This window comes from Janthinobacterium sp. GW821-FHT03C08 (genome assembly GCF_059420905.1).
On sequence record NZ_JBWKUP010000004.1, the window covers coordinates 215,506 to 231,556 of the forward strand.

Sequence of the window (16,051 nt, forward strand, 5' to 3'; positions counted from 1 at the left end):
AAGGATACTCATGAATTTAGCAAATCAAGTCGTGCTGGTCACGGGCGCCTCGCGCGGCATCGGCCGTGCCATCGCCACCGAACTGGGCAAGCAGGGCGCCACCGTCGTCGGCACCGCCACCTCGGAAAGCGGCGCGCAAGCCATCACCGATTACCTGGCCGCCGAAGGCGTGACGGGCAAGGGCCTGGTCCTGAACGTGACCGATGCGGCACGCTGCGCGCAAGTCGTCGACGAAGTGCAGAAGACCTACGGCAGCCTGTCCATCCTGGTCAACAATGCGGGCATCACGCAAGACCAGCTGGCCATGCGCATGAAGGATGAAGAGTGGGACAGCGTGATTTCCACCAACCTGTCGGCCGTCGGCCGTTTGTCGCGCGCCGTACTGCGCGGCATGATGAAAGCCAAAACTGGGCGTATCATTAATATCACGTCGGTGGTTGCCTCGTCGGGCAATCCGGGGCAAATGAACTACGCGGCAGCCAAGGCCGGGGTGGAAGGCATGAGCCGCGCGCTGGCGCGCGAAATCGGCAGCCGCAACATTACCGTGAACTGCATCGCGCCGGGCTTCATCGATACCGACATGACCAAGGCCCTGAGCGCAGAGCAGCACGCGGCGCTGTTGACGCAAATTCCCTTGTCCCGCTTGGGCAAGCCGGAAGATGTGGCGGCCGCCGTGGCCTTTTTGGCCTCGCCGCAAGCGGCGTATATCACGGGCACGACCCTGCACGTGAATGGCGGTATGTACATGAATTGATGTGAGCGCTAGACGGGGTGGCCATTTGTGGCATGATTCACGGGCCGTTTTTGTCTATAATCGCATCTTTTAGCAGCAGCTTCGGTCGAATTAGCAGCAGACACCGAAATTAGTATTCGGACGCGCAAACCTGATAAAATGCGCGCACTTTCCGTAACACACACTTTGGAGCCATAACATGTCGGATATCGAACAACGCGTTAAGAAAATCGTCGCTGAGCAACTGGGCGTTGCAGAAGCAGACATCAAAATCGAATCCTCCTTCGTCGACGACCTGGGCGCCGATTCCCTGGACACCGTGGAACTGGTGATGGCCCTGGAAGACGAATTCGAAATGGAAATCCCTGACGAACAAGCTGAAAAAATCACCACCGTGCAACAGGCGATCGACTACGCCACCGCACACGTCAAGGCCTAAGCCTGTCTGACCGACTTCAGGAGAATCGCTTGAGCCGTTCTAAAAACCGTCGTGTTGTTGTCACCGGCCTGGGCTGCGTTTCACCTGTCGGCAATACTATTGCCGAGGCGTGGGGCGCAATCATTGAAGGTAAATCCGGCATTGCCACGATTACCAAGTTTGATGCACAGCCATTCACCACGCATTTTGCCGGTGAAGTCAAAGGCTTCAATATCGAAGATTATATCTCCGGTAAGGAAGCCCGCCATATGGATACCTTTATCCATTACGGCATGGCTGCGGGTATCCAGGCGATCCAGGACTCCGGTCTGGAAGTGACCGAAGAGAACGCCGAGCGCATCGGCGTCATCATCGGTTCCGGTATCGGCGGCTTGCCGCTGATCGAGGAAACCAAGTCCGAGTACGAAAAGCGCGGTCCGCGCCGTATTTCGCCATTTTTCGTGCCTGCCTCGATCATTAACATGATCTCTGGCAACCTTTCGATCAAATATGGTCTGAAGGGCCCGAACCTGGCGATCGTCACGGCCTGCACCACCGGTCTGCACAGCATCGGTGCCGCCGCGCGCATGATCGAGTACGGCGATGCCGACGTCATGATCGCCGGCGGCGCCGAATCGACCGTGTCGCCGCTGGGCCTGGGCGGTTTCGCCTCGGCACGCGCCTTGTCGACCCGCAACGACGATCCGGCAACGGCGTCGCGTCCGTGGGATACCGACCGCGACGGCTTCGTGCTGGGCGAGGGCGCCGGTGTCATGGTGCTGGAAGAGTACGAGCACGCGGTGGCCCGTGGTGCCAAGATCTATGCCGAAGTGCATGGTTTCGGGATGAGCGCAGATGCTTATCACATGACCTCGCCGCTGGAAGATGGTAGCGGCGGCAGCAAATCGGTGATCGCGGCCCTCAACAACGCAGGCTTGAACGCGGATCAGATTCAGTACCTGAACGCGCACGGCACGTCGACCCCGCAAGGCGACGTGGCGGAAGTGATGGGCATCAAGCGCACCTTCGGCGAGCATGCCAAGAATCTGGTCGTCAACTCGACGAAGTCGATGACGGGCCATTTGCTGGGCGGCGCGGGCGGTCTGGAAGCGGTGTTTACGGTCCTGGCAGTGCACCATCAGGTGTCGCCACCGACCATCAACATCTTCAACCAGGATCCCGCTTGCGATCTCGATTTCTGTGCCAACACGGCGCGTGAAATGAAGATCGATTATGCAGTGAAGAACTCGTTCGGCTTCGGCGGCACGAATGGCACACTGATTTTCGGCAAAGCGAAATAAGCAGGAACTTTCAAGCGCTCGCTGCGGTCAAACCGTAGTGAGCGCTGATTCGGTGCCAACGTTCGTTGACGCCTGAATTTGCCCGGCATGTTGCCGGCGCGCCTTTTTTTCCCATGTTGTATGTCTATCGCTGTTTCGGCGGTCATCCGTACGCCTGTCTGTTTGCGCTGGCTGCAGGCGACGCTGGGCCTGTGTGCCGTGCTGGCCGCCTGGCCCTTGAGCGGTCTGTGGAGCCGTGCGCCCGTATCTGGCGAACTCGTCGGCGGCTACGCGCTGGGCGGGGCCGGCGCCGTGCTGAGTGCGGCTGGCGGCGCGTTTTTACTGCTTTTGCTGCGTTCGCGCAGAAAGCCGCAGGCGCTTGATATTTCGCCGGTTGGCCAGCTGCGGCTGGCGGTATATCTGGAGCATGGCGGCGCGGCGCCGCTGCCGCCGGCAGCACCGGCAGTGCGCCTGCTGCCCGGCTCCACCCTGTGGCCTTCGCTGCTGGTGCTGTGCCTGGCGGACGATGTCGGACGGCGGACGGCCGTGCTGGCGCAGCGGGGCCGCGGCTGTGCCGCGTTTCGCCCGCTGGCCGTGGCTTGCCGGGCGCTCGCGGCGCGGGGAAAGGAAGAATAAAAGTGGGGCGAACACTGAACTTCTTGCAGCGGGCCAACTCTATATCCATACGGGCGCCCACGCTGCATGCCAACGGGGACATGGGGCGTGAGGACAGAGCGCGAGTATGATCAGTTACTGGTCGAGCGGGTGCGGGCTGGCGACAAGCGGGCATTTGACGTGCTGGTATCGAAGTACCAGCGCCGCCTGATGCGCCTGGTGTCGCGCCTGGTGCATGACCCGGCGGAGGCCGAAGATGTGGTGCAGGAAACCTTTATCAAGGCGTATCGGGCGCTGCGGCATTTCCGCGGCGACGCCGCCTTCTATACGTGGTTGTATCGCATCGGCATCAATACGGCGAAGAATTACCTCGTCACCCAGGGGCGGCGCGCCGCCACGTCCAGCGACGCCGACGCCGAGCAGGCGGAATCCTTCGATGACGGCAATAAGTTGCGCGATAACAATACCCCCGAATCGGTGCTGGCCAGCAAGCAGATTGCGGCGACCGTCAATGCCGCCATGGATGTGCTGCCCATCGAGTTGCGTACGGCTATCGTGTTGCGCGAAATAGAGGGACTGAGCTACGAAGAAATATCGGAGATCATGGCATGCCCCATCGGCACCGTGCGCAGCCGCATTTTCCGCGCGCGCGAAGTGATCGCGGAGAAATTGAAGCCTTTGTTGGACATGCCGATTGACAAGCGCTGGTAATGTGATGAGTATGAGGTTGGCATGGCTGCGCCCGGTTTCCGCACCGATCCTCTTGAAATGGCAGGGCCTATCATGGACACGCACACACGATTGCTCGAGACGATTTCCGCCCTGGCCGATGGCGAGCTGGCGGCCAGTGAGCTTGAACTGGCCTTTGCCGCCCTCGACACGGAAGAGGGCCGGCAAGCCTGGGATGCGTATCGCCGCATCGGCGATGCCTTGCGCTCGGACCAGTGCGGCCATGCGTTGAGCGCCCGCTTCGACGCGCGCCTGGCCAGCCGCCTGGCGGCCGAGCCCGCGCCAGCCCGCGGCGATGCGCCGCTGGCGCCCGTGTCCGCTGCCATCGTGCCGCCCGGCCTGCCGGAACCGCTGGAGGCGGGGCCGCTGGTGCAGCGCTAGGCCAGCCACGCCGCGCGCGCCTGCGTGCCGCCGGCACCTTACGCGAGGCTTAACGGCCGTCTGCCGCTCTTGACAGGGGCCTTCTACACGATTGACACTATGAACAGGCAATATCTTGCTTTTGCGATATATTGTTGTATGGTTTGCCATGCGTGCTGCCGGGTGTGTCGTCCCCGAGATTCCGCGATGCGGGTGAGTCATGCACGTGGGCAATCGCCTGATCCGTTTTAATATTCGAAAAGATCCTTTCCATGAAAAAAAACATGTGTGCCGCCAGCAAGACGTTTTCAGCGAAGACGCTTTCCGCCTTATTGTTCGGTACGGCTGGTGTCTTCCTTGCCCCGACCATGCTGGGCCTGGCGCCGCAAGCGCAGGCGGCCGTGCCTGCCGTCAAGTTGCCTGATTTTTCCGACCTGGTCGACGCCGTCGGCCCCGCCGTCGTGAATATCCGCACCACCGAGCGCCTGAAAATGGGCGGCACCGGTGCCGGCGGCCAGGACGAGCAGGAAATGCAGGAATTCCTGCGCCGCTTCTTTGGCGGCGCCATGCCGACGCCACGCCAGCAGGCGCCGCGCGGCGGCCGTCGTGCCGTGCCGCAAGAACAGGAAGTGCAGCGCGGCGTCGGTTCCGGCTTCATCATTTCGGCCGACGGTTACGTGCTGAGCAATGCGCACGTGGTCGATGGCGCCGACGAAGTCTACGTGACCCTGACGGACAAGCGCGAATTCAAGGCCAAGGTGATCGGCGCCGATGCGCGCACCGACGTGGCCCTGCTGAAAATCGAAGGCGGCAACCTGCCGCGCCTGACCATCGGCGACTCGAACAAGATCCGCGTGGGCGAGTGGGTGATCGCCATCGGTTCGCCCTTCAACCTGGAAAACACGGTGACGGCCGGCATTATTTCCGCCAAGTCCCGCGATACGGGCGACTACCTGCCCCTGATCCAGAGCGACGTGGCCGTCAATCCCGGCAACTCGGGCGGCCCGCTGATCAATATGCGCGGTGAAGTGATCGGCATCAACTCGCAGATCGCTACCCTGTCCGGCGCCTACAACGGCATCTCGTTTGCCGTCCCCATCGACGAAGCCATGCGCGTGGGCGAGCAGCTGAAGAAGACGGGCAAGGTGGTGCGCGGACGCATCGGCGTGCAGATCGGCGAAGTGAGCAAGGACGTGGCCCAGTCGCTGGGCTTGCCCAACGCCAAGGGTGCGCAAGTGTCGATGGTGGAGGAGGGCGGTCCTGCCGACAAGGCGGGCATCAAGCCGGGCGACATCATCCTGAAATTCAACGGCACGGCCATCGAACGCTCGTCCGACCTGCCGCGCCTCGTCGGCGGCGCCCCCGTCAACGGCAAGTCCACCGTCACCGTCTGGCGCAAGGGCGCGCAGCAGGACATTCCCGTCACCGTGGTCGAGCTGGAAGGCGACAAGACGGCGAAGAAGGGCGCCAGGGAGCCGGAAGCGCAAGCCGTCAATGCGCTGGGCCTGAAGGTCAGCGACGTGCCGGCCGCGAAGAAGCAGGAGCTGAAGATCGACGGCGGCGTGCAGGTCGATGACGCGGACGGCGTGGCCGCCCTGGCTGGTCTGCAGCCTGGCGACGTCATCTTGCAGTTGAATAATGTTGCCGTCAAAGATGCCAAGCAGTTCAACGCGCTGGTGGCCAAGCTCGATCCGAAGAAATCCGCGGCCGTGCTGGTGCGCCGTGGCGACGTGGCCCAGTTCGTCTCGCTGCGCCCGTCGGCGAAGTAACTATGTGATCCTCCCGCATTCCGGCCACAGCCGGGATGCGGTATCCTGCCCGCCATGCACTTTACCCTCTATTCCCGCAGTTATTGCCATTTATGCCAGGACATGCTGGACGCCTTGCTCCTGCTGCAGCCGCCCGGTGCGCCCTTCACGGTGGACGTGATCGATATCGATGCCTCGCCCGACGCCTCGCTGCTGGCGCGCTTCGACGAGCTCGTGCCGGTGCTGTTCGGTGACCTGGCGCAGCCTGAGCTGTGCCATTATTTTCTCGACGAAGCGGCCGTGCGGCGCTGCCTGGCATAGGCTAAATACCAATATTGACACTGCAATGCACCATTCTGGTGCTGAAATCAGGCAAAATTGTGGCCTTGCCCCGGCGCCGGCCTCATAAGACGGGCTTTCTACTCTGAAATCCGGTAAAATGGGGAGGTCGAAAAAGCTACTGTCCGAGGCAGCAGCTTCTGTCGCTTCAAAAGCGCTCGCCTGGGCATGCAGATGTCCTGCTCGGAGCGCTTTTTTCATCATGAGTGGGGCGCCGGGCTTGGCCCGAGCATGATCCCCATGATTCCTGTTAAAGCAGTGTCGTCAACTTCGCACTTATATTAGTTAATGAACAACATACGCAACTTCTCCATCATCGCCCATATTGACCACGGTAAATCGACCCTGGCTGACCGCATCATTCAATTGTGCGGCGGCTTGTCCGACCGCGAGATGGAGGCGCAGGTGCTCGATTCGATGGATCTGGAGCGCGAGCGCGGCATTACCATCAAGGCGCAAACGGCGGCCCTGCACTACAAGGCCCGCGATGGCCAGATCTACAACCTGAACCTGATCGATACGCCGGGCCACGTCGACTTCAGCTATGAAGTGTCGCGCTCGCTGTCCGCCTGCGAAGGCGCGCTGCTGGTCGTTGACGCATCGCAAGGCGTGGAAGCGCAAACCGTGGCCAATTGCTACACGGCGCTGGACCTGGGCGTGGAAGTGGTGCCGGTCCTGAACAAGATCGACTTACCGAACGCCGATCCGCCGACCGCCATTGCCGAGATCGAAGACGTGATCGGCATCGATGCGGGCGACGCCGTGCATTGCTCGGCCAAGACGGGCCTGGGCGTGCAGGACGTGCTGGAGTCCTTGATCGCCAAGGTGCCGCCGCCGAAGGGCGACCCGGATGCGCCGCTGCAGGCGCTGATCGTCGACTCCTGGTACGACTCCTACGTGGGCGTGGTGATGCTGGTGCGCGTGGTCAACGGCACCCTGAAACCGAAGGACAAGATCCGCCTGATGGCCACCGATTCGGTGCAACTGGTGGAAGACATCGGCGTCTTCTCGCCCCGTTCGCAATCCCTGCCGCAACTGTCCGCCGGCCAGGTGGGCTTCATCATCGCCGGCATCAAGGAATTGAAGGCGGCAAAAGTGGGCGATACGGTCACCCTGGCCAACCGTCCTGCCGCCGAGCCATTGCCTGGCTTCAAGGAAGTGCAGCCGCAAGTGTTTGCCGGCCTGTTCCCCGTCGAGGCGAACCAGTACGACGCGCTGCGCGACTCGCTGGAAAAGCTGAAACTGAACGACGCGGCCCTGATGTACGAGCCGGAAGTGTCGCAGGCGCTGGGCTTCGGCTTCCGCTGCGGCTTCCTGGGCCTGCTGCACATGGAAATCGTGCAGGAGCGCCTGGAGCGCGAATTCGACATGGACCTGATCACGACGGCGCCGACCGTCGTGTATGAAGTGATCCAGCGCGATGGCACCCTGATCAACGTCGACAATCCGTCGAAGATGCCCGACCCGTCGCGCATCGAGGAAGTGCGCGAGCCTATCGTCACCGTCAACCTGTACATGCCTCAGGAATACGTGGGTTCCGTGATCACCCTGTGCATCGCCAAGCGCGGCATCCAGATGGACATGAGCTACCACGGCCGCCAGGTCAAGCTCGTGTATGAAATGCCGATGGCCGAGATTGTGCTGGACTTTTTCGACCGCCTGAAATCGACGTCGCGCGGCTATGCCTCGATGGACTACGAGTTCAAGGAATACCGCGCTGCCGACGTGGTCAAGGTCGACATGCTGATCAACAGCGAGAAAGTCGATGCGCTGGCCATCATCGTCCACCGCTCGAACAGCCAGTACCGTGGCCGCCAGGTGGCCGCCAAGATGCGCGAACTGATCCCGCGCCAGATGTTCGACGTGGCCATCCAGGCCACCATCGGCGCCAACATCATTTCGCGCGAGAACGTGAAGGCCCTGCGCAAGAACGTGCTGGCGAAGTGCTATGGCGGCGATATCAGCCGTAAGAAAAAATTGCTGGAAAAACAAAAAGCGGGTAAGAAGCGCATGAAGCAAGTGGGTTCCGTGGAGATCCCGCAAGAAGCATTCCTGGCAATTTTACAAGTGGACGATAAATGAACCTGCAAGTGATCTTAGGAAATTTCGCTTTAATCCTGTTCGTGCTGATGGTGCTGACGGGCCTGGTCTGGTGCCTGGACGTGTTCTACCTGTCCAAGCAGCGCCGCAAGGCGGCCGACCGCGCCCTGGCCGAGTTCGATGCGCGCCAGTCCCGGCTGTCGGCCGAAGGCATCAAGTCCGATGCGGGCGGCAACCGCGCCGCCATCGAGGCAGCCCTGCTGCGCCAGCCCACCTGGGTCGAGTATTCGGGCAGCTTCTTCCCCGTCATCGCCCTCGTGTTCTGCCTGCGTTCGTTCCTGTACGAGCCATTCAAGATCCCGTCGAGCTCGATGGTGCCGACCTTGCTGGTGGGCGATCTGATCCTGGTGAACAAGTTCACGTATGGCATCCGTTTGCCGATCGTCAACAAGCGCATCATCGAGGTGAACGACCCGCAGCGCGGCGACGTGATGGTGTTCAAGTATCCGAAAGATATGTCGCAAGACTATATCAAGCGCGTGATCGGCGTGCCCGGTGATAAAATCACCTATGAAAACAAGCGCTTGACGGTCAACGGCAAGGAAGTGCAGTACACGCCGCTGGACGACTACCTGGACGACGAAAGCACCGTGTACCACAAGCAGCTGGAAGAAAACCTGACGGGCGTGAGCCACCGCATCCTCAACGACGAGCCCGCTCCCACGTTGAACTTGCGCGAAGTCAAGGATTTCCCGCACAAGGAAGCCTGCGACTACAACGAAGACGGTTTTACTTGCGTGGTGCCAACAGGCAACTATTTCATGATGGGCGATAACCGCGACAATAGTGCGGACAGCCGCTACTGGGGCTTCGTGCCGAACGAAAACATCGTCGGCAAGGCTTTCCTCGTATGGATGAATTTCAGCAACCCGAAACGTGTAGGCGGCATCCGTTAACTCTTTCTTGCATGCACTGCCCATGGCTGCCGCGCCGATTCCCCGCGCGGCAGCCAGCCGAATCAATCAGATGACACAGAAACAACAATGAATCTTCAGCTATTGCAAACCCGTCTAGGCTATACGTTCCAGGATGCTGGCCTGTTGCAGCAAGCCTTGACGCACCGTAGCCACAGCAGTTTGCATAACGAGCGGCTGGAATTCCTCGGCGACTCCATCCTCAACTGCGTGGTCGCTTCCATCCTGTACGAACGCTTCAAGTCCATCGACGAGGGCGACCTGTCGCGATTGCGCGCCAACCTGGTCAAGCAGCAGTCGCTGTATGAGATCGCGCAAAAGCTGGAACTGTCGCAATTCCTGCGCCTGGGCGAAGGCGAATTGAAATCGGGCGGCTTCCGCCGGCCGTCCATCCTCGCCGACACCCTGGAAGCCCTGCTGGGCGCCATTTTCCTCGACACGGGCTTCGACGCGGCCAGCACGGTGATCCGCGCCTTCTACATTCCCATCCTCGACTCGGTCGATCCACAGACCCTGGGCAAGGATGCCAAGACCCTGTTGCAGGAATTTTTGCAGAGCAAGAAAATTTCGCTGCCACAGTACAACGTGGTGGCCACCCACGGCGCCGCCCACAGCCAGGAATTCGAGATCGAATGCCTGGTGCCGAAATTGAACATCCAGGTCTACGGCCGTGGCGGAAGCCGCCGCGCCGGTGAGCAAGCCGCCGCCAAACTGGCGCTGGACGTGGCCGAGCAGGCACTGCTGAAGTCGCCAGCCGCCAGCCGCAAGCCCAAACCGCGCGCCGCCCAGCTCAAGCTGGCCGGCATTGCCACCATCCAGAGCGACGACGCGCCAGCCCCGGCTGCCCCGGCGATCGCCGCTCACACTACACAGAATCGACACTAGCATGACCACCACCAAAATGCCCGACAACTTCCGCTGTGGCTACATTGCCATCGTGGGCCGCCCCAACGTGGGCAAATCGACCCTGATGAACGTGCTGATCGGCGCGAAGGTCAGCATCACTTCGCGCAAGGCGCAGACGACGCGCCACCGCATCACGGGCATCCAGACGCTGCCGGATGCGCAGTTCATCTATGTCGACACGCCTGGCTTCCAGACGCGCCACTCGAACGCGCTGAACAAGACGCTGAACAAGACCGTCACCAACACCCTGATTTCCTCGGACGTGATTTTGTACGTGATCGAGGCGGGTACCTTCGGCCCGGCCGACCAGCAAGTGATGGACCTGCTGCCGAAGGAAGTGCCGTGCATCCTCGTCATCAACAAGTCCGATCGCGTCAAGGATAAGGCAGTATTGTTGCCGTTCGCGCAAAAGATCGCCGCCATGCGCGACTTCGCCGCCATCGTGCCCGTGTCCGCCAAGCTGCATTTCCAGCTGGAAGGCTTGCAGAACGAGATCAAGCGTTTCTTGCCGGAAAACCAGCCCATCTTCGGGCCGGATGACATCACGGACCGCAGCGAGAAATTCCTCGCCTCGGAAATCGTGCGCGAAAAGCTGTTCCGCTTCGTCGGCGACGAACTGCCGTACACGAGCACCGTGCTGATCGAGAAATTCGAACAGGAAGGCGATCTGCGCCGCGTGTTTGCCGCCATCCTCGTCGAGCGCGACACGCACAAGTCCATGATCATCGGCAACAAGGGCGCGCGCCTGAAGGAAGTCTCCACCCAGGCCCGCCTGGACATGGAAAAGCTGTTCGGCGGCCCCGTGTACCTGGAGATCTGGGTCAAGGTCAAATCGGGCTGGGCCGACAACGAGGCGGGCTTGCGCGCCTACGGCTACGAGTAATCCGCAACCCGGGGGCGACGCCACACGCATGAGCACCACCACGCCAGCGCAGCCTGATCTCGCGCCAGCTTCACTCGTCGTTCCCGCGTCGGCGGCCATCGCGCCGCCGGCCGCCATTCCCGCATCCGTTCCACCCGCCGCGCCCCGGCGCAGCCGTCCGCCCGCGCGCGACGGCAAGGTCACGGGCCAGCCCGCCTTCGTGCTGCACAGCTATCCGCATAAAGAAACCAGCCTCATCGTCGACGTGTTTACGCGCGAGTACGGCCGCATCGCGCTCGTCGCCAAGGGCGCCAAGCGGCCCCATTCGCAGTTGCGGGGCGTGCTGCAGACCTTCCAGCCTCTGCAGGCGGGCTGGACGGGCAAGTCCGAACTGCGCATCCTGACGGGCGCCGAGTGGGTGGGCGGCATGTTGCCGCTGGAAAAGACCGCCCTGCTGTGCGGCTTTTACCTGAATGAACTGCTGGTGAAACTGCTGGCGCGCGACGACCCGCATCCCGTCCTGTTCGACCACTACGTTGCCACCTTGAATCAACTGGCGCACAATGAACCGCCGCCCATCGTGCTGCGCAAGTTCGAGCGCGCCCTGCTCAAGGAAACGGGCGTGGCGGCCGACCTGACGCGCTGCACTGGCACGCGCCAGGCTGTCGATGCGGGGCAGGTCTACGTGGTCGACCCGGAACGGGGACCGCGCCCGGCGCGCGCCGCCGATGCCTGGCCGAAGATCACGGGCAAGACCTTGCTCGACATGGAGCGCGAAGAATATGGCGATGTGGCCACGCAGGCGCAAAGCAAGCTGCTGATGCGCTTCCTGCTGGCCCATCAGCTGGGGGGCACCACCTTGAACACGCGCCAGATACTGATCGATTTAATGCAGCTGTAGCGGCGCTGTGCCGCGCGACAGCACTTTACGGATACCATCACTATGAGCTTTTTGCAGCCTTCCGGCCCCGTCATCGACCTGGGCGTCAATATCGACCACGTGGCCACCCTGCGCAATGCGCGCGGCACCGCGTATCCGGACCCGATCCGCGCGGCCCTGCTGGCCGAACAGGCGGGCGCCGACGCCATCACCCTGCATTTGCGCGAAGACCGCCGCCACATCAAGGATGCGGACGTGATCGCCATCGCGCCGCAACTGCTCACGCGCATGAACCTGGAAGCGGCCGTGACGCAGGAAATGATCGACTTCGCCTGCCGCATCCGCCCGGCGGACGTGTGCCTGGTGCCGGAAAAGCGCACGGAAGTGACGACCGAAGGCGGCCTGGACGTGGTGCGCTACTTCAAGGAAGTGCAGGCTGCCGTCAAGCAATTGCAGGGCGAGGGCATCCGCGTGAGCCTGTTCATCGATGCGGACGAGCAGCAGATCGCCGCCGCCGCCGAGTTGAAAGCGCCCGTCATCGAGCTGCACACGGGCCGCTATGCGGACAGCGAAGGCGCGGAACAGTTGGCGGAACTGGAGCGCATCAAGGCGGGCGTGCTGTTCGGCGTGGGGCGCGGCCTGAAGGTGAATGCGGGCCACGGCTTGCATTACACCAACGTGCAAGCGATTGCCGCCATCCCGGACATTGCCGAACTGAACATCGGCCACGCCATCGTCGCCCATGCCGTGTTTGTCGGCTGGGAAAACGCCGTGCGCGAAATGAAGGCCATCATGGTGGCCACGCGCCTTGGCAACCGGGCTTGATCATCGACAGCAAGGAGGCAGCATGATCTACGGCATCGGCACCGATATCTGCAAGATTCCCCGCATCGAGGCGGCGCTGGCGCGCCACGGCGAGCGTTTTGCGCAAAAGATACTGGGGCCGCAGGAGCTGGAGAAATTCCGCGCCCGCAGCGCGAAGAACGCCGCGCGCGGCGTGCGCTTCCTTGCCACCCGTTTCGCGGCCAAGGAGGCGTTTTCCAAGGCCATCGGCCTGGGCTTGCGCATGCCGATGACGTGGCCCGCCGCGCAGATGCTGAATCACCCCAGCGGCAAGCCGATGATCGTCTGCAGCGGCGTGCTGGCCGAGTTCATGGAGCAGCACCGGCTGAGCGCGCAAGTGACCATCAGCGATGAAGAAGAATATGCGGTCGCGTTCGTGATCGTGGAGCAAGCAGTGTAACTATGTATAAGTGCGCAATGAGCCAGCAATGACCGAAGCAAGCCCAGAATCTTCCTTGACGGAAACACCGCCCGACCCGCGCGCGCAGGTGCTGGCGACTGTCGCCAAGCTGCCGAACCTGCCCGGCGTGTACCGCTATTTCGACGCCGCCGACAAGGTGCTGTACGTCGGCAAGGCGCGCGACCTGAAAAAGCGCGTGTCCAGTTATTTCCAGAAGAACCTGGCCAGTCCCCGCATCGCCATGATGGTCGAGCGCATCGCGCGCCTGGAAACGACCGTCACGCACAGCGAGGCGGAAGCCCTGATCCTGGAAAACAACCTGATCAAGGCGCTGCAGCCGCGCTACAACATCCTGTTCCGCGATGATAAATCGTATCCCTACCTGAAGATTACCAATGGCGACGCGCCGCGCATGGTGTATTACCGGGGCGCGGTGGACAAGAAGAACCAGTATTTCGGGCCGTTCCCCAGTTCCTGGGCCGTCAAGGAATCGATGCAGATCCTGCAAAAGGTGTTCTTGATCCGCACCTGCGAGGACAGCGTGTACGCCAACCGCACGCGGCCGTGTTTGCTGCACCAGATCGGCCGCTGCAGCGCGCCCTGCGTGGACCTGATCAGCAAGGAAGACTACAAGAACGACGTGGAAAACGCGGCGCGTTTCCTGCGCGGGCGGCAGAGCGAAGTGCTGGCAGACCTGGAAAAGAAGATGCATGCGTTTGCCGCCGAGCTGAAATTCGAGCAGGCCGTGGTGGTGCGCAACCAGATCGCCTCGCTGTCGCGCGTGCTGCACCAGCAGAGCATGGAAACGACGGGCGACGCCGACGTCGACATCATCGCCGTGCTGGTGCAGGGCGGGCGCGCCTGCGTCAACCTGGCCATGGTGCGGGGCGGGCGCCACCTGGGCGACCGCGCGTATTTCCCCAGCCAGCTCAGCGACGCGGCAGCCATCGCCGAAGAAGCCATCGAAGTGGAAGTGCTGGCCGCCTTCCTGGCCCAGCACTACACGGAAAAATTCATTCCCGGCACCCTGATCCTGAACATCGAATTCGACCAGCCGGCCTTGATGGTGGCCTTGATGGAGCAGTGCGGCCACCGCATCAACCTGATCTTCCAGCCGCAGGGGCAGCGCCGCCAGTGGCTTGAGCTGGCGCAAAAGGGCGCCGAGATTTCGCTGGCCCGATTGTTGTCCGAGCAGGGTTCGCAGCAGTCGCGCACGCGGGCGCTGGCCGAGGCGCTGCGCCTGGAAACGGAAGACCTCGACAGCCTGCGCGTGGAGTGTTTCGACATCAGCCACACGCAGGGCGAGGCGACGCAGGCGTCCTGCGTCGTGTTCCACCACCACGCCATGCAGAACGGCGAATACCGCCGCTACAACATCAACGACATCACGCCCGGCGACGATTACGCGGCCATGCGCCAGGTCCTGATGCGTCGCTATGAAAAGGTGGCGAATGGCGACGGCGTGATGCCGGACGTGGTCTTGATCGACGGTGGCAAGGGACAGATCGAGATGGCGCGCCAGGTGTTTGCCGAGCTAGGTCTCGATATCAGCCTGATCGTCGGCGTGGCCAAGGGGGAAGGGCGCAAGGTGGGCCTGGAAACCCTGCTGTTCGTCGATGGCCGCGCGCCGCAGGAACTGGGCAAGGAATCGGCGGCCCTGATGCTGATCGCGCAGATCCGCGACGAGGCGCACCGCTTTGCCATCACGGGCATGCGCGCCAAGCGGGCCAAGACGCGCCAGACCTCGCGCCTGGAAGAGATTGAAGGCATCGGCGCCAAGCGCCGCCAGAAACTGCTGTCGCGCTTTGGCGGCTTGCGCGGCGTGGTCGACGCCAGCGTCGAGGACCTGATGTCGGTGGAGGGCATTTCCACGCAGCTGGCGGAAGAGATTTACAGGCAGTTGCATTAACGAATGTTTGGCCTGGTCCCGCGCTGCCGCAACCGGACTAGGCTAATACCCCGGGGCCATGTAGACTAGTGGCGCTTTCTTCACGCTTTCTTCATGTTCAATTTACCCGTCGGCCGATTGCTTCCCTATGCCTTTTAATATTCCCATCCTCCTGACCTGGCTGCGCGTGGCCCTGATTCCGCTCGTCGTCGGCGTGTTTTACCTGCCGCCGTCGATGCTGCTGCATGGCGACCAGAACCTCGTCGCCACCCTGGTCTTCATTGTTGCGGCCGTGACCGACTGGTTCGATGGCTTCCTCGCGCGGCGCTGGAACCAGACGTCGGCCTTCGGCGCCTTCCTCGACCCCGTGGCCGACAAGCTGATGGTGGCGGGCGCCTTGCTGGTGCTGGTGCAGTTGGACCGGGTCAATGCCGTGCTGGCCTTCATCATCATCGGCCGCGAGATCACGATTTCCGCGCTGCGCGAATGGATGGCGCAGATCGGCGCTTCGAAATCGGTGGCCGTCAGCTCGATCGGCAAGATCAAGACGGCCGCGCAAATGACGGCCATCCCCCTGCTGCTGTACCACGAGGTGATCTTCGGCGCCATCGATACCCACGTATGGGGTGAACGCCTGCTGTGGATCGCCTGCGTGCTGACGGTGTGGTCGATGTTCTATTACTTGCGCCTGGCGTGGCCTCTCATCAAGGAAAAGGCCGGAAATCTGCATTAAGGCCGCTCCGCCTGGCTACTGCGCAGCGCACTCTCGCGTCTCCCTTGCTCGCTGTACCTTCGTACAGCTCCGCTACTCGACACGATATTGCGCTTGCTCGCTACGCTATTCGGAGGACCTTAAGACTGCATTGGCTGCTTTATGCGGAATATTTTGCAAAAGACCAGATATTGCCCGTTGACAGCCCCTGTAATCCCTCTATAATGCTGGCCTGTTGTTGATGACGCGGGAGTAGCTCAGTTGGTAGAGCGCAACCTTGCCAAGGTTGAGGTCGAGAGTTCGAGACTCTTCTCCCGCTCCAGT

17 protein-coding genes and 1 tRNA gene are annotated in these 16,051 nt (G+C 61.9%); all 18 read left to right on the forward strand.

The window, feature by feature from the left end; translation table 11 throughout:
* The first annotated feature begins 10 nt into the window (after nucleotides 1-10).
* The 18 genes from fabG to AC07VL_RS07395 all read left to right on the forward strand — a co-directional run bounded on the left by fabG (nucleotide 11) and on the right by AC07VL_RS07395 (nucleotide 16,049).
* Nucleotides 11-754 carry a 3-oxoacyl-ACP reductase FabG gene (gene fabG / locus AC07VL_RS07310; RefSeq protein ID WP_494805244.1) on the forward strand — a complete coding sequence of 248 codons (744 nt, stop codon included), beginning with the start codon at nucleotides 11-13 and terminating at the stop codon, nucleotides 752-754.
* 178 nt (nucleotides 755-932) lie between these two features.
* The gene (gene acpP / locus AC07VL_RS07315) at nucleotides 933-1,172 is read left to right on the forward strand and encodes an acyl carrier protein (protein WP_008449912.1); all 240 of its coding nucleotides are present in this window, start codon (nucleotides 933-935) and stop codon (nucleotides 1,170-1,172) included.
* Between the two features lie 29 nt (nucleotides 1,173-1,201).
* Nucleotides 1,202-2,452 (forward strand): beta-ketoacyl-ACP synthase II, encoded by a 1,251-nt coding sequence (gene fabF, locus AC07VL_RS07320; protein WP_494805245.1) that lies wholly within the window; start codon nucleotides 1,202-1,204, stop codon nucleotides 2,450-2,452.
* 120 nt (nucleotides 2,453-2,572) lie between these two features.
* Nucleotides 2,573-3,067, forward strand: a complete 495-nt coding sequence (locus AC07VL_RS07325) for a hypothetical protein (RefSeq protein ID WP_494805246.1) — start codon at nucleotides 2,573-2,575, stop codon at nucleotides 3,065-3,067.
* A gap of 66 nt (nucleotides 3,068-3,133) precedes the next feature.
* Nucleotides 3,134-3,757: an RNA polymerase sigma factor RpoE gene (rpoE, locus tag AC07VL_RS07330; RefSeq protein ID WP_494805247.1), complete on the forward strand. Its 624-nt coding sequence runs from the start codon at nucleotides 3,134-3,136 to the stop codon at nucleotides 3,755-3,757.
* Nucleotides 3,758-3,829: 72 nt separating this feature from the next.
* Entirely contained in the window at nucleotides 3,830-4,156 is a 327-nt protein-coding gene (locus AC07VL_RS07335; protein WP_494805248.1) for an RseA family anti-sigma factor, read from the forward strand.
* A 251-nt stretch (nucleotides 4,157-4,407) separates the two neighbouring features.
* The gene (locus AC07VL_RS07340) at nucleotides 4,408-5,904 is read left to right on the forward strand and encodes a DegQ family serine endoprotease (protein WP_494805249.1); all 1,497 of its coding nucleotides are present in this window, start codon (nucleotides 4,408-4,410) and stop codon (nucleotides 5,902-5,904) included.
* A gap of 54 nt (nucleotides 5,905-5,958) precedes the next feature.
* Nucleotides 5,959-6,204, forward strand: coding sequence for a glutaredoxin family protein (locus AC07VL_RS07345; RefSeq protein WP_494805250.1), 246 nt, complete (start codon nucleotides 5,959-5,961; stop codon nucleotides 6,202-6,204).
* 306 nt (nucleotides 6,205-6,510) lie between these two features.
* On the forward strand, nucleotides 6,511-8,304 hold the full coding sequence (lepA, locus tag AC07VL_RS07350) for a translation elongation factor 4 (protein WP_290604191.1): 1,794 nt from the start codon (nucleotides 6,511-6,513) through the stop codon (nucleotides 8,302-8,304).
* A complete protein-coding gene (lepB, locus tag AC07VL_RS07355) occupies nucleotides 8,301-9,218 on the forward strand; it encodes a signal peptidase I (RefSeq protein ID WP_494805251.1) in 918 nt (305 codons plus the stop codon). The genes lepA and lepB overlap by 4 nt, the downstream gene beginning before the upstream one ends.
* An 87-nt stretch (nucleotides 9,219-9,305) precedes the next feature.
* Nucleotides 9,306-10,121, forward strand: a complete 816-nt coding sequence (gene rnc / locus AC07VL_RS07360; RefSeq protein WP_494805252.1) for a ribonuclease III — start codon at nucleotides 9,306-9,308, stop codon at nucleotides 10,119-10,121.
* Between the two features lies 1 nt (nucleotide 10,122).
* A complete protein-coding gene (gene era, locus AC07VL_RS07365; protein ID WP_290604185.1) occupies nucleotides 10,123-11,025 on the forward strand; it encodes a GTPase Era in 903 nt (300 codons plus the stop codon).
* Nucleotides 11,026-11,053: 28 nt separating this feature from the next.
* Complete coding sequence (recO, locus tag AC07VL_RS07370) at nucleotides 11,054-11,905, forward strand: DNA repair protein RecO (protein ID WP_494805253.1); 852 nt, start codon at nucleotides 11,054-11,056, stop codon at nucleotides 11,903-11,905.
* Nucleotides 11,906-11,947: 42 nt separating this feature from the next.
* Complete coding sequence (gene pdxJ, locus AC07VL_RS07375; protein WP_494805254.1) at nucleotides 11,948-12,709, forward strand: pyridoxine 5'-phosphate synthase; 762 nt, start codon at nucleotides 11,948-11,950, stop codon at nucleotides 12,707-12,709.
* 22 nt (nucleotides 12,710-12,731) lie between these two features.
* Nucleotides 12,732-13,127 carry a holo-ACP synthase gene (acpS, locus tag AC07VL_RS07380; RefSeq protein WP_494805255.1) on the forward strand — a complete coding sequence of 132 codons (396 nt, stop codon included), beginning with the start codon at nucleotides 12,732-12,734 and terminating at the stop codon, nucleotides 13,125-13,127.
* A gap of 28 nt (nucleotides 13,128-13,155) precedes the next feature.
* Complete coding sequence (gene uvrC / locus AC07VL_RS07385) at nucleotides 13,156-15,036, forward strand: excinuclease ABC subunit UvrC (RefSeq protein ID WP_494805256.1); 1,881 nt, start codon at nucleotides 13,156-13,158, stop codon at nucleotides 15,034-15,036.
* Nucleotides 15,037-15,163: 127 nt separating this feature from the next.
* A complete protein-coding gene (gene pgsA / locus AC07VL_RS07390; protein ID WP_071322919.1) occupies nucleotides 15,164-15,748 on the forward strand; it encodes a CDP-diacylglycerol--glycerol-3-phosphate 3-phosphatidyltransferase in 585 nt (194 codons plus the stop codon).
* A gap of 225 nt (nucleotides 15,749-15,973) precedes the next feature.
* Nucleotides 15,974-16,049 (forward strand) — tRNA-Gly (locus AC07VL_RS07395).
* Nucleotides 16,050-16,051 lie beyond the last annotated feature (2 nt).